We start from the raw sequence: 13,723 nt of genomic DNA on the forward strand, positions 1-13,723 counted from the left end.
GTGCGGCTCTTGTTTTAGACTTTCGCCTTTATCCCTTATCCTTTTCTTAAATGGTCATGGAGGAGTAGCCGCCGTCGACGACCATTTCGTGGCCGGTGATGAAGGAGCTGGCTTCGTTGGAGGCGAGAAGAAGGGCGGCGCCGATGAGTTCTTTGGCTTCGCCGAAGCGGGCGGCTGGGGTGTGACCGAGGATCTTGGCGATGCGCTCGGGAACGAGGACTTTTTTGTTTTGCTCGGCAGGGAAGAAGCCGGGCACGAGGGTGTTGACGCGGATGCCGAGCGGGGCCCATTCGCGGGCGAGGTTTTTGGAGAGGTTGTGGACGGCGGCTTTGCTCAGCGAATAGGTGAAGACGCGGCTGAGGGGGACCAATCCGGACATGGAGCCGAGGTTGATGATGCTGGCGGGGATTTGGTTTTCGACAAAATATTTGCCGAAGACCTGGCAGGCGAGGAAGACGGCTTTGGTGTTGATGTTGATGATGCGGTCGTATTCGTCTTCTTCGATTTCAAGAAATGGAGTGGCGGAGTTGACTCCGGCACCATTGATGAGGATGTCGCATTTGCCGCTTTTGGTGAGGACTTCATCAAGGACACCCTGGATGGCAAGTTTGCTGGAGGCGTCGGCGGCGATAAAATAACCTTTGCCTCCGGCGACGGTGATGGCGGCGAGTCGACGTTCGGCTTTGGCGGGGTCGCGTCCGACGATGACCACTTCGGCTCCGGCTTCGGCGAAGCCTTCGGCGATGGCGCCACAAAGTTCACCGGTGCCGCCAATGACAACGGCGGTGCGGCCTGCGAGGGAGAAAAGGGAGCTCATATAGGAAAGGATAAAGGATAAGGGCGAAAGGCTAAAACGGATGAACGGCTATCCAAGCGGGGGATGGAGGGGGGTTCAACTGGAAATTGAGGCGGTGATGTTTGTGGTTGAGGTGTCGGGGGGATGGGTGGAGTGTTTGGGATTGGATGATCGGTTATCTGCTGACGTTTTTGGCGGGGATTTTGTTGGGCGCGAGTGCGCTGTCGTTGTGGCTTTTGCTGAGGTTTCTGGGCGAGTTGAAGCGGGCGCGGGTGGTGAAGGCTTCGGAGGTGTTCGCGGGAGCGCCGGGAGAGAAAGATCTGGCGGCGCTGGCGGCGGTTGGGGCTTGCAAGAATCGTTTGAGGTGGAGTCGGGAGTTGAATCCGGAGTGGTTGCTGCCGTTGCTGGATGAGATTCCGCGTTTGGTGAGGGAGATTGCGGAGATCTATCATCCGGAGTCGCCGGAGCCGTTGCTGGCACCGGGGTTGAGTCATTTCACGCGGGCGACGGAACTGGCGGCGGCGGATGTGACGCAGTTTTTGCAGCAGCGAACGATTGGCCGGCTGGTGGATGTGAGTGCGCACAAGGCGCTTCGGGTGTGGGAGCGGGGGCGGGGCTTTGTGAATCACCGCACGATGCAAAGTTTGGGGAAATGGTATAAACGGGCGTTGCCGGTTTGGCAGGTGTTGAGTTTCAAGAGTCCGCTGACGTGGGCGTCAATGGCGGTGAACAACGTGGCGACGCGGACCTTGCAGCCGGCGATTGTGGATATTGTGGCGCGGCGCGCGGTGGAGTTGTATAGCGGCCGGGTGGCGGCATCAATGGGGGACGGGGAGGTGGTGAAGTGAAAAGGGGGGAGGATAAAGGATGAAGGCGGGTGGGGTGGATGGTTGTGCGCTCAGTCAACTTATCGTGGGGAGGTGGGCGTGGAGCCGTTCGGTTGACAGGCAAAATGCCTGACACACCCACAGGCTGCAAGCCTGTGTCACGTTACCTTTGGACTTTGGCGTCGCCGCCTTGGGCGAGTTTTTGGACTTCGGCAAGGGTGGCCATGCTGGTGTCGCCGGGGGTGCTCATGGCGAGGGCTCCATGGGCGGCGGCGAGGTCGAGGGTCAATTGTGGGGATTGATTGGTAAGGGAGCCGTAGATGAGGCCGGCAACGAATCCGTCGCCGCCGCCGATGCGGTCGAGGATGTCGAGTTTGGGGTAGTTACGGGCGCGGAGGAAGGTGCCGTTGATGTAGGCGAGGGCCCCCCAGTCGTTGACGGTGGCGGTGTGGACGCGGCGCAGGGTGGCGGCGACGGTGTGGATGTTGGGGTATTGGGCACGCATGGTTTCGATGGCTTGGGATAAGGCATCGGCTTGGGCGGAGAAGATGTCGGTGGGATCGTTGTTGGCGGCAAGGGCGGCGGGTTCGCTGTCGGTGAGGACGCCGAACATGACGTCGATATGCGGGGCGAGGCGGTGGTTGAGGGCTTGGGCGGCGGGGAATCCGCCGCGTTCCTGCCAGAGGGAGGGTCGGTAGTTGAGGTCGTAGGAGACGGTGACGCCATGGCGTTTGGCGGCGGCGCAGGCTTCGATGGTGAGCTGGGCGGTGGTTTCGGACAGGCCGGCAAAGATGCCGCCGGTGTGGAGCCATTTGCAGGCACCGTCGGCGAAGAGGGCGTCCCAATCGTAGTCGCCGGGTTTGAGCTGGGAGGCGGCGGAGTGGCCGCGGTCGACGCAGCCTTTGGCGCCGCGGATGCCGAAGCCGCGTTCGGTGAAGTTGATGGGGTTGCGGACGGCGCGTCCGATGCCGTCGTAGGGAACCCATTTGATGTGGGTGGTGTCGACGCCGCCCTGGAGAATGAGGTCTTCGAGAAGTCGACCGATTTCGTTGTCGGCAAAGGCGGTGAGGACGCCGGTGCGCAGTCCGAAGCAGCGGCGCAGTCCGCGGGCGACGTTGTATTCGCCGCCACCTTCCCAGGCGCTGAAGCGACGGGAGGTGCGGATGCGGGATTCACCGGGATCGAGGCGTAAAAGGACTTCGCCGAGGGCGAGCAGATCGAGGGACGGTGAGGTTGCGGTGGAAGACATGGGAGGGGAACAAACCCAGTTCAGGGCGGGTGGCAAGGGACAAGGGGGATTTTGGTCGCGGGCGGGCAAGCGAGCGAAGGTGAATAATGGTGGCATGAGTGGGACAGGAATGTCGCTTCTCCTATTTTGAGAGGGGGTTTTTGAACATGACAAGGGGGGTATGAGGAGCTGTTTGCCGAACTGGATTGTGCGCATTTTGCGTTTTGATGCCCCGCCGTTGTCCCGGAGGGGTGATTGCAGAAATATTGGTGGGCGAATTAAGCGTATTTCTGTAAGTTAGACAAAGAAGTAGGGCCACTTACTCGATAACAGAAACAATCGAAGTAAGGACCAGATGAAATGTAGGGAACACTTACAATAAGGATAAGTTGGGGTAGTTGAGTTGAGTGAAGTGCGGGCGATTGGCTAAGAACAGATTTTTAAGCTGGTTCGAAGTTAGGGCAGTTAATCTCAAACGAGGGTTATTTTATTTATTTATGAAAACAAACAGGTTGGCTGGCAATACGTTGGGCTGGAGCTGGTTGGTGATTGGTATGTTGGGTGCGGGGTTAAGTCTTGATCTGAAGTCGCAAACGGTGTCTTTGGGGACGGCGGAAAATTTCGCCGTGCTGGGGGCGACGACGGTGACCAACACGGGGGCGTCGGTTTTGAATGGTGATCTCGGGGTGAGTCCTGGAACAGCCTTGACGGGTTTTTTTGCTGTGGATGGGGGGCCCGGAGTGGTGAATGGATCAATCTACTCTGCGGGGGCGGAGGCCTTGCAGGCGCAGGAGGATGCTGAAGACGCATTCGATGCGATTGCCGCCATGGCGTTCACTACGGATTTGACGGGGCAGAATCTGGGTGGCTTGACTCTAACTCCAGGGGTTTATCATTTTGATACTTCGGCGCAGTTGACGGGGAATCTGACCTTGGATGGAGTGGGTGAGTATATCTTTCAGATTGGCTCGACCCTGACAACGGCGTCCAATGCATCGATCACGGGAATCAACGGGGCGGATGCGAGCCAGTTCTTCTTTAATGTGGGTTCGTCGGCGACGTTGGGGACCGGAACGCAGTTTGCGGGGACGATTCTGGCGTTGACGAGCATTACGCTAACGACGGGGGCCGACATCGATTATGGACGGGCTATTGCGTTGAACGGGGCGGTGACGATGGATACGAATTTCATCAATGCGGTGCCTGAGCCATCTTCCGCGCTGCTGGTGGGTGGGGCGTTGATCTATTTTGGCATGTTCCGCTCACGCCACAGCATGGGCAGTTGAGGGGTCAATTCTGCAAGGATTGCGTTGGATTGGTCAGCAGGGGGTTCTACCTCCGGCTAACGGTTAAGGAGTTAATTGCGCTCGTTGAAGCGGCGTTCACTGACGTCAACGGGGGCGCCGTTTGGACCGGAGGTGAAGGTGCCGAGGCCGTTTTCGCGGGTCGAGGAACGGAACTGGGCATCGTCGGTGAAGACGGTGACACCATTGGGGCCGCGGACGAGATAGACCTCGCCGAATTGCTCGATGCGAACGGTTTTGCCGGCGATGTCGATTTTGGCGCTGTCGAGGCTGACGTTTCCTGAGAATGAGACGCCGCCGTTGCTGCCTTCGGCGTAGAGTTTCATGACTTGTTCGGCATTGAGGTGACTGTTGCCAATGTTGATCCAGCCATTGGTGCCGAGAACCTGGACTTTAAGGGAGTCGGAGTAGATGCTGGAGTTATTGATGTTGATGCTGCCTTGTTGGGCGATGAGTTCGGCGGCGGTATTGGTGTCGATGCTGGTGGATTCGTATCCGCCGTTGATGGTGATGTCGCCCTCGAGGGTTTCAAGTTTAAGCAGAGCATCGGGGTTTTCCGCAAAAGCGCGCAGGACACCGGAGCTGGAAATGTTGATGTTACGGCGGGCGGTGAGTCGGAGGTTTCCACGAGATCCGACGTCGGCGTCAACATTGATGTCGCGTCCTGCCTGGGCGTCGATGTTGTCGGCGCGAATCCACGGGGAGTAGTAGTATTCGGAGTCCGGCGTATTGATGTTGATGTCGCGTCCGGCGCTGAGGAGGAGGTTGGCGGACCCAAATTCGTCGTCGGCGACCCTGAAACTGCTGCCCTCGCTTTCACTTTCACCTTCACCGGGGCCGAGATAGATGTCGGCGTTGATGTTAATGTCGGAGGTGGGGCTGGCGGCGATGAGGGCGAGGCTGGTTGTGCCTTCAAAGTTGATGAAGGTTTCGGGGCCGATGTTGACGTTGCCGTTCTGACTGTAGAGGGTCAGATTTTGGAGGTCTGAATAGTAGAGTTGCAGACCGTATTCTTCGGCATCCCTGCCGTCGCCGATGAAGGAATCATTGTTGACGGAGACGTCGCCGACGGCGGAAAGAATGACGTTGGGAGTTTCGACGATTTCGAAGTTGGGGCTGCCATTGATGATGAGGTCTTCGAATTTGAAGACTGCCCAAGGTTTGCTGGAGAGGTAGGTGTCGACGCGCGGGTCGGCGGGGTTGAGGTCGAGCGGGGTGGCGGTGTCGAAGGCGAAGTTGGGGAAGGGTTGTTCGCCGTTGTAGGTGGTGCCCTGGGAAACCAGCGCGTTGCCGGTGATGCTGTTGAAGGCGGTGATTTGGGGGTTGGTGCGGATGTTGGCGCTGCTGTTGAGGACGCTGGTGCCGGTGATCAGGCCGACGGAACTGCCGCCTCCGCCGGGGATCTCATCGCCTGGGGTGCCGCCGCCGGGGACGGTGGGTTCGGGAGGGGTATTTGGGGTGTCAGGCTCGGTGCCTGGTGGGAGGGTTGGGACGGACTTGAGGACATCAATGTAGGTGTTGCTTTCGATGGCGATCTGAGTGCCGCGACCAGGAAGGTAGAGTCGGGTCCCTGCGAGTTCGCCGTTTTTGAGTTTCTTTTGCTGGTCTTTGACGGCGTCGGCAACTTGCTGGTGGTTGGGCATCCATTCTTCGTCGCCGCTGATGAGTTTGGAGGTTTTGAGGAGGCGGGCGAGATCGATGTCGACGGGTTCAGGGATGGTGTCGCTGTCGGTCTGCATGACGATCATTTCGCCGGCTTTGACGGTGCGGAACTTGGAGGGGTCGTTATTGAAAAAGAGGTCGACCTCGCCCTCAATGACGATGAGTTTGATGAAGCCGTCGGGGAGGTATTCGAAGAGAACCGTGGTGCCGGTGACGGCGGCGGTGACGGCGGCGGTGCGAACTTTGGCTCCGCCGATTTTTTTGGGGACCTGGAGCAGCATGACGCCCTGGTCGAGGTCGATGGTGCGGGCTCCGGCGCGGAGGGTGAAGCGGGAGTTGGCACCGAGCCGGGTGAGGGATTTGTCGGGGAATCGGAGTTCGGCGCGGGAGGCTTCGCCGGTGGTGACGGAACTGATGCGGTCGATGGTCTCGCCGACGTTGGCGTTGCGGACGACGTCGTCGGATTTGACGACGCTGACCTTGTTGTGAAGACGGGTGATTTCTGCGGTGTCGTAGTCGGCGGCTCCGAGAGGGAGGGTCGATGCGACAATGGCGAGAGCGAGAATGGGGAGGATGCCGGTTGGTTTCATGGCGGTGACGGGTCGGTCGGTTAGAAGCGGAATTTCAGGGCGATGGAGGGGCCGGCGATTTGGGTTTCGTAGTCGAAGACATCGCGGCTGCTGCGGTTGATGGCGTAGTTGTAGTGGGCGCTGAGTTCGAGGTATTCCTTGGGCCGCCAGGTGAGGGAGGCGCTGTAGGTTTGGAACCAGTCCTGACGGCCATCGAGGTTGAAGTAGTCGTAGTAGGCGACGCGTCCGGCGAGGGTGAAGATGAGGCGGCGTGTGATTTTGAAGCTGTAGGCGGCTTGTGCGGCGTATTCGTGGCGTTGGAGAAGGTCGGGATCGGTGTCGAGGGCGAAGACGGCGAGGATGTTGGTATTGAAGCTGTTGAGGCGGTCGATGAGGAAAGTTTTTTGGGCGCCGATGCGGAGGTTGTGGGTTTCGTAGATGGCGTCGTCGTCGATGTTTTGAGTGATGCGCTGGTATTGATAGTGGGCGTGCAGGATGGTGTTGGCCAGTTCGGGCAGGATGATGAGGGTGCCGAGGGTGGCGTCGCCGACCTGGTAGTCGAGGACGTCGAATTCATCGTAGAGATACCAGTGCTGGCCAATGTAGGCGTCGGCGTAGAAGCGGCTGTGGAGGCGTTTTTGCCAAGCAAGGTTGACGCCACCGTTGTAGAACCAGTCGTCGAATTTGCCGATGTCGACGTTGGCGGCGTTATCGGTCCAAAACATGCTGCTGTCGACCCAGGCGCTGAAGGAGCGGGCTTTTTCCTGGCGTTTGAGGATGAGCTGCTGACCGATGTCGTTGTCGCCGGGCGAGATGGGGGCAAAGGTGTTGTCTTCTTCGAGTTCGGCGAGGGGTTCGGTGCTGGATTCCCGAACTTGGGGTGCGACAGTTGAAGAGGTGTTGCTGGCCGCGCGGGAGGGATCCAAAAACGTTTGGGCGGGAAGGAGGCCGGGTGCCAGCGTGACTGCGAGGGCGAAGAGGTGGGTGAGTGGGAACCAGATTTTCGGTGTCATGGATTTGGCGGGTGATGGTGCGTCGCGAATGCTTGGACGTCTTTGATTCTGACGATGAAAACGGAGCCGACGAGAAAGGCATTGGTGCCGCATGGCCCGGGGAAGGGTTAAGAGGCCTTAATGGATTCTCCTACGATCGGTTGAATTAGTCCCGATCAACGGAATTGTCTGCTACTTTTTTGCATCAAATTTTGTGATAGGGGGTATAGGAATTTTTTTACCATGGCACGTAAATCTTTGGCAAACGGGACGGGCTTGTCTGACTCGGTCAGTCAGACGGTGGTTTTGCCGGTGATTTTTGGGGTGGGGCTGTTGCTGGCTCTCGGCTATGGATGGTTTGGTGACCGGGGCTGGCTGGCGTGGATGGATCGTCAATTTTTGGACGAGTTTCATCGACGGGGGGTGAAGGCGGTGGAGCGTGAGGATGTGGTGATCTTGGGGATTGATGATGCGAGTTTTAAACTGGACGGGCTGTGGCCGGAGGAGATTGAGGAGTCGGTGGCGTTGAAGGCGATGCAGAGACCGTGGCCGTGGTCGAGGGTGGTATGGGCGGAGTTGCTGGAGCGGATGTTTGCGGCAGGGGTGAAGGTGGTGTTTTTGGATGTGACATTTAAGGGGCCATCGCTGGACCCGGCTGAGGATGAGCGGTTGCGGGAGGTGTTGCAGAAACATGCGGGGAAGGTGGTGTTGGGAATGAATTTTGAGGGATCGTCGGCGTCATTGTCGGCAGGAAGCAGGATCAGGCTGACGGGGCCGCCGGAGTCGATCTGGGAAAGTGGTGAGGGCCGCTGGGATGGGCCGGTCCATCTGAATTTTTGGGCCGAAGGGGAGGTGGTGCGGAAGGTGTCGTTGCTGGCGACGTTGGAGGAAGCGGAGTTGAAGGATTATTTGGGAGCAGTGGGAGATTATGGCGGCATGTCGGTGGAGGAGGCGGAGAAGGTCGGTGACGAGCTTGAGGTGGAGATGGCAAGGGTGAATCCGCAGGATGGGATTCCTTCGGTGGCGATGTGGGTGGCAAACAAGGTCGGTGCCGGGGGTGCGGAACTGGAGTTGAGGGAGCCGCGGTTTCGGTTTGCCGATGCGGGGGCCTATCCGCCGGTGTCCATTCACGAAGTGTTTGTGGAGAGTTTGTGGGAGTCGAATTTTGGATCGGGTGAGGCATTTCGTGACAAGGTGGTGTTTGTCGGGGCGACGGCGTCGGTGATGCAGGATTTTCATTCCACGCCGGTGGGAAGGATGGCGGGGGTGCAGTTGCATGCGCATGCACTGGCGGCGGTGATGGATCGGAATTTTTTGAAGGAGGCTCCGCGTTGGTGGCCATTGGCGGGCGTTGGGATGGGGATGTTGCTCTCGTGGGCTTTGGTGACATTGATCAGGCAGCCGGTGGTGTGTTTGCTGGTGTTGTGGGGGGTGAGCGTGGCGCTGCTGGTGGGGGCGTGGTGGGCGTTTGATGGGTTGTCGATGGAAGTGAGTCCGCTGCCGGGTGGGTTGGCGCTGAACCTTTGCGGTCTGGCAGGGTTGTCGGGAAATTACCTGACACAGATGCGCGAGAAGAAGAAGTTACGAAGGTTTCTGGAGCGATACACGTCGCCAGAGTTTGTGAAGGAGATGATGTCGGACAGGGAAGGTCTCTACACGATGCTCGGTGGTGCGGAGCGGACGGTGACGGTGTTGTTTTCTGACGTGCGGGGGTTTACCAGCATGGCGGAGGAGATGAGTCCGGCGGACATGGTGAAGCAGTTGAACGAGTATCTCAGCAGCATGGTGGAGCAGGTGATTCGGCATCGTGGGTTGGTGGACAAGTTCATTGGGGACGCGGTGATGGCGTTGTGGGGAAGCACCCGGTTGTTGCAGGCCGAGGGAGGTCGCAGGGAGGATGCGCGTCAGTCGGTGGAGTCAGCGTTGGCGATGCGGGCGGCGTTGACGAGGTTGAATGAGCAATGGCGGAAGCGGGGCATTGCGGAGTTCAAGATTGGGATGGGGATTCACCAGGGCAATGTGGTGGTGGGCAACATTGGATCCGCAGCTCCGTATGAGAAGATGGATTTGACGGTGATCGGCGACAGCGTGAATCTGGCCTCGCGGCTGGAGGGGGTGACCAAGGAATATGGGGTGGATCTGGTGATCAGCGGGACGGTATGGGAGTTGGTGAAGGACGAGTATTTGTGTCGTTCGGCGGACCTCGTGAGGGTGAAAGGCAAGGTATTGCCGGTGGAGGTTTTTACGGTGATCGGTCCGATGGTGACAGCGAGGCCGCCGGGATTGAAGGATTATGAAAAGGGGATCGTGAGTTATCGAGAAGGGAAGTTTGTTGAGGCGCTGGAATGGTTTGGAAAGGCGCGTGAGGCGGGCCTGGATGATGTGTTGACGTCGACTTATATTTCGCGGTGCGAGGCGCTGATGGCATCGCCGCCGGAGAAGTGGGATGGGGTTTTTGTGATGACGAAGAAGTAGGGCGGAATCGCATGGAGCCTTCACGCAATTTTCACGCTTTCCTGCTTGTTTTGTGGGGCGTGGGCTGGGATGCTTGATTCGCATGAAAATTTTCTCCTTCCTGGTGGCGCTTGCTAGCGTTTTTTCGCTTTCAAGCTGTGTGGAACTCGGTTCGCTGATCACGGTGAACAAAGATGGCAGCGGCACGATTGAAGAAACAGTGCTGTTGAGTGCTCAGTTGAAGGCGATGGTGGCTTCGATGCCGCCGGGTGCGGGGGATGGCGCGGGTGCGGCGGGGAATCCTGCGGCGGCGTTGAGCGGTCTGGTGCCTGATAAAAAGAAGGCGGATGAGAATGCCTTAAAGTATGGCGAAGGGGTGACGGTGAAGAGCGTGGATGAAGTGACCCTGCCGGATGGCCGGGGCGGGGCGAAAGTGACTTATGATTTTGCTGACATCACCAAAGTAAAATATCATCCGGGCAAGGAGGAGGCCGAGAAGGAGGGGGTGGAGCAAGAGCCGGTGACTTTTGGGTTTTCTGGCGGCGAACTGACCATCAACATTCCTCAAGGCAAGACGGGTGAGACCATTGAGAAGCTGGATGAGGAGCAATTGAAGAAGGCGCAGGAGATTGATCCGGCGCAGATGGCGATGATGAAACCGATGTTCGCGGGCATGCGCATGTCGTTTGCGGTGAAGGCGGCTTCAGGGATTGCCAGCACGGATGCGGCGCATCTGGACGGCGATACGGTGACCATCATGGACATGCAGGTGGACAAACTTTTTGACAACCCGGAGAGCTTCAAAAAGTTCGCGGCGATGATGGAAGAGCAGTCGGAGCCAGATCCGAAAAAGCTGGCGGAGCAGTTCCGTGGGGTTGAAGGCATCAAGGTTGAGGAGAAAGAAATAATCTCAATCAAGCTGAAGTAATTTGAAATCCATGCCGGTGAATGGTCGGTGTTTGAACGGGCCTTCACCGGCGTTTTTGTATCTGGATTAAATGGATAAAAATTATGTCAATAAGCACTCGAAAAGGCGATGAAGGGGAGACGGATTTGCTGTTTGGCTGCCGGGTGAAGAAGGATTATCCGCGTATCGAAGTGGTGGGGGCGGTCGATGAGTTGAATGCAGCACTGGGGTTGTTGCGGGTGTCGGCGAAATTTGAGATGAGTCAGCGTGAGGTGCCAAAGTTTCAGGAGACGTTGATTACCTTGATGGGCGAACTGGCGACGCCGGTGGGATCGGAACACCGGTATGAGGAACGCTTCGGCGGGAGTGTGAATGCGGACATGGTGAAGCATCTGGACGACTTGGTGGCCGAACTGGAGGCGATGGGAGCGCTGAAGATCAAGGGTTGGGCGCTGCCGGGGGCGGCGGGGGTGATGTCGGGGGCTTACGCGGACTTGGCGCGCACGGTGTGTCGTCGCGCCGAGCGGGCGGTGGTGGGGCTTGAGGGAACGGAAGAGGCGGTGCCGAACGGTGAGATCGTGAAGTATTTGAATCGCCTGTCCGATGTGCTGTGGTTGCTGGCGCGGATGGAGGAGAAAGGCGGGGGAGAGGAATCATCGTGAAGGTGCTGGCGCAGGAACTGGGGTTGTTCATGCTTGGAGAAAAGAGCGACGGAGAGCTGTTGCTGGAGGTGGAGTGCGGGACAACGGCGGTGTTTACGGTGGCAGTGAAGTTGAACGATGAGGAACGGCTAGGGTATGAGTCGGGTGGGGTGGACTTCATCAAGCCACTGGCCTGGAAGGTCCATGATCGACCGGATGACTATTTGCGGCGGTAGGTTTATCGTCATCCTCACTCTGCGTCTGCGCGGCATCGAGTTTTGTGATTTAGCCGCACAAAGGGAATCTTTGATCACCTAATGAGCTGGCGTAGCCCACCAACCAACCCATAAAAATTGCCAGTTTCACGAATGAGCATGGCATGGAGGCATCGATCAATGATCCATCCGGCGAGGATCTCCGTCCCAACGGGACGACTCATAAAAGCCCGGCACAGGGTGCCGGGTTGCGGTCGAGGATCGGGTAGCGTCCTGCATGGACGCTTCATGCGGAGTGCGTGTGCCGACCCGTGTGCGCATGAGCCGTCCATTCAGGACGCTCACCCTAATGACTCCCTTACCCGGCACCCTGTGCCGGGCTAATATGAATTGTCCCGTTGGGACATAAAAAGCAATATCAGCGCACCCCGTCCGCATATCCAGGGAGTCGTTTGTTATTGGGCGGTCCGTTTTTGTTTTGCGGGAAGGAGGGATTTGACGAGGTCGGCCAGCGCACACCACAACCAGGCGAAACCGAACAGGCCGACAACCCAGGTGGCATAGGTGAATTGTTGACGGGCGAGCTGGCTTGGGCGTTTGCCCCAGACGATGACCGGCGCACGGGGAGCACTTTGAAGTTGGTGGCGGGATTCGGCTTTGAGGATGGCACCTTCGGATGGGCGGGGGTTTTCACGAGTGGGGCGAATGATGGTTCCGTGGTTGAGAGGTTGCTGCCAGCTGGACGGGGCGATGAGGTCGCCGTGGACAACCCAGGCGGGGACGGGTTGGTCACGGGTCCAACGGGATTCAGCAAGAGGGGCAATGATCGAGTTATGATGGATGGTGCCGCCTTGCCGGGTGCGGGTCGTGAACGAGTGCATGGAAGCGTATTGGGTGTGGATGATGACGTCGGTGAGTTCGGCAAACTCCGCGTCGGGATGATGCTGAACTTGGTGGATGGAAACGTGGTGCAGGTGTTCGCCGAAGAGGGCGGATCGCTGATGGCGCATGCCTTGTCCAGTGACAAAGGCGGCACCCAGACAGCCGAGGCCGAGGAGGAACATGGGTGCGCCGTGGCGTTCGAGGGCTCCGGTGGACCAGAGCATACAGACGCCTCCGACGACACCGGTGATGAGATAACCGAAGCCGCCGAGAAACCCGATGGACATGGCTCCGACGGATTGCGTGACGAGGATGACCAGGAGGCCGAGAAGCAGCTGGTGATGCCAGCGATGGAGGCCGGGTTTGGGGACGAGTCGCATGAAAGCGTAGCGATTGGATCGATAGATGCCTCAACCGGCCCATGGGAGGGTGGCGAATTCACTTTGAAGGTGTCGGCCCTGGACCCAACCGGTGAAGCCGCTTTCGGTTTGGATGAGATACCATTCATTGTCGAAGCTGACATGTTCGCGTTCGCTGGTGCGCGAGGCGGGGTCCCATAAAAGAATTTTGAACTGCGATCCCTGACGGGTGTTGGCGAGGATCTTTTTGGCGTTGCGTGTCTGGTAGACGGGGAAGGTTTTGATGACGGTGCCCTGGACGTCAATGGTGTAGAACTCCTGGGGGATGTGAGTGAGTTGAAGGTCTTGGGTGAAGACATGTTTTTCAGTTTTGTTCCAGAAACCCATCCAGTTTTTGGAGATGAGGGTGCCGTTGCCTGGAATGAGAAGTTCCCCGTGCGCTTCGATGAAACCGATTTTGGTGAGTTTGCCGTCAATTTGGGCAAAGAGAACGCTGGAGGTGAAGTCGCCTTCCTGAACGGCGGAAACCACAAGGACTTCGCGCGGGTTTTCACCCGAAACGCGGTGGGAAGTCAGGGTGATTTCGTGGGACTGGGAATCCGTAAATGTTTGGTCGAGCGGGATGGAGTCTTTACCTGTGGTCAGCAGGGTTTGCGATTGATCAGGTGAAGATTTGAGTTGGTAGGACTGCGGTTGGCCGTTGCCGCTGAGATCGGCACGGATAGGCGGAGGAAGGGATGGGGCTTGATCCTGAGCGTGTGCGGAGCAATGCGAGATGAAGGTGGCGAGGAGAATCAACCAAATGGCCAGTGTTGCGTTCATGCGGCAAATATGGTTTGGGGGATCGATGGCGCAACTGCAAGCTGGACTTTCGACTTGCGGGTTTG

Annotated in this window: 12 protein-coding genes; 6 read left to right on the forward strand and 6 right to left on the reverse strand. The window is 58.2% G+C overall.

The genetic code is table 11. The features are described from left to right. Nucleotides 1-46 precede the first annotated feature (46 nt). Nucleotides 47-817 carry an SDR family oxidoreductase gene (locus tag FEM03_RS21595; RefSeq protein WP_138088394.1) on the reverse strand — a complete coding sequence of 257 codons (771 nt, stop codon included), beginning with the start codon at nucleotides 815-817 and terminating at the stop codon, nucleotides 47-49. A 146-nt stretch (nucleotides 818-963) separates the two neighbouring features. On the opposite strand from FEM03_RS21595, the gene FEM03_RS21600 reads away from it, so the two are divergent. Continuing rightward, nucleotides 964-1,644, forward strand: a complete 681-nt coding sequence (locus FEM03_RS21600; RefSeq protein ID WP_138088395.1) for a hypothetical protein — start codon at nucleotides 964-966, stop codon at nucleotides 1,642-1,644. Between the two features lie 142 nt (nucleotides 1,645-1,786). On the opposite strand, the gene FEM03_RS21605 is transcribed toward FEM03_RS21600, so the two are convergent. Then, on the reverse strand, nucleotides 1,787-2,872 hold the full coding sequence (locus FEM03_RS21605; protein WP_138088396.1) for a sugar kinase: 1,086 nt from the start codon (nucleotides 2,870-2,872) through the stop codon (nucleotides 1,787-1,789). Between the two features lie 476 nt (nucleotides 2,873-3,348). On the opposite strand from FEM03_RS21605, the gene FEM03_RS21610 reads away from it, so the two are divergent. Further along, entirely contained in the window at nucleotides 3,349-4,137 is a 789-nt protein-coding gene (locus tag FEM03_RS21610; protein WP_206171104.1) for an ice-binding family protein, read from the forward strand. A gap of 71 nt (nucleotides 4,138-4,208) precedes the next feature. Here FEM03_RS21610 and FEM03_RS21615 read toward each other — a convergent pair whose 3' ends face one another. Beyond that, the gene (locus FEM03_RS21615; RefSeq protein ID WP_138088397.1) at nucleotides 4,209-6,407 is read right to left on the reverse strand and encodes a FecR domain-containing protein; all 2,199 of its coding nucleotides are present in this window, start codon (nucleotides 6,405-6,407) and stop codon (nucleotides 4,209-4,211) included. 20 nt (nucleotides 6,408-6,427) lie between these two features. Next, complete coding sequence (locus FEM03_RS21620) at nucleotides 6,428-7,399, reverse strand: porin family protein (RefSeq protein ID WP_166443054.1); 972 nt, start codon at nucleotides 7,397-7,399, stop codon at nucleotides 6,428-6,430. Between the two features lie 222 nt (nucleotides 7,400-7,621). On the opposite strand from FEM03_RS21620, the gene FEM03_RS21625 reads away from it, so the two are divergent. The 4 genes from FEM03_RS21625 to FEM03_RS21640 all read left to right on the forward strand — a co-directional run bounded on the left by FEM03_RS21625 (nucleotide 7,622) and on the right by FEM03_RS21640 (nucleotide 11,616). Continuing rightward, nucleotides 7,622-9,853 carry an adenylate/guanylate cyclase domain-containing protein gene (locus tag FEM03_RS21625; protein WP_138088399.1) on the forward strand — a complete coding sequence of 744 codons (2,232 nt, stop codon included), beginning with the start codon at nucleotides 7,622-7,624 and terminating at the stop codon, nucleotides 9,851-9,853. A gap of 82 nt (nucleotides 9,854-9,935) precedes the next feature. Continuing rightward, nucleotides 9,936-10,760, forward strand: a complete 825-nt coding sequence (locus FEM03_RS21630) for a hypothetical protein (RefSeq protein ID WP_138088400.1) — start codon at nucleotides 9,936-9,938, stop codon at nucleotides 10,758-10,760. Nucleotides 10,761-10,843: 83 nt separating this feature from the next. Next, nucleotides 10,844-11,401 carry a cob(I)yrinic acid a,c-diamide adenosyltransferase gene (locus FEM03_RS21635; RefSeq protein ID WP_138088401.1) on the forward strand — a complete coding sequence of 186 codons (558 nt, stop codon included), beginning with the start codon at nucleotides 10,844-10,846 and terminating at the stop codon, nucleotides 11,399-11,401. After that, nucleotides 11,398-11,616, forward strand: a complete 219-nt coding sequence (locus FEM03_RS21640; protein ID WP_138088402.1) for a hypothetical protein — start codon at nucleotides 11,398-11,400, stop codon at nucleotides 11,614-11,616. Before FEM03_RS21635 ends, FEM03_RS21640 begins: the two co-directional genes overlap by 4 nt. A 434-nt stretch (nucleotides 11,617-12,050) precedes the next feature. Here FEM03_RS21640 and FEM03_RS21645 read toward each other — a convergent pair whose 3' ends face one another. Further along, the gene (locus FEM03_RS21645; protein ID WP_138088403.1) at nucleotides 12,051-12,857 is read right to left on the reverse strand and encodes a hypothetical protein; all 807 of its coding nucleotides are present in this window, start codon (nucleotides 12,855-12,857) and stop codon (nucleotides 12,051-12,053) included. A 30-nt stretch (nucleotides 12,858-12,887) separates the two neighbouring features. Then, on the reverse strand, nucleotides 12,888-13,658 hold the full coding sequence (locus FEM03_RS21650; protein ID WP_138088404.1) for an SH3 domain-containing protein: 771 nt from the start codon (nucleotides 13,656-13,658) through the stop codon (nucleotides 12,888-12,890). Nucleotides 13,659-13,723: the final 65 nt, after the last annotated feature.

The sequence above is a fragment of the Phragmitibacter flavus genome (assembly GCF_005780165.1).
GTDB classification, from domain to species: domain Bacteria; phylum Verrucomicrobiota; class Verrucomicrobiia; order Verrucomicrobiales; family Verrucomicrobiaceae; genus Phragmitibacter; species Phragmitibacter flavus.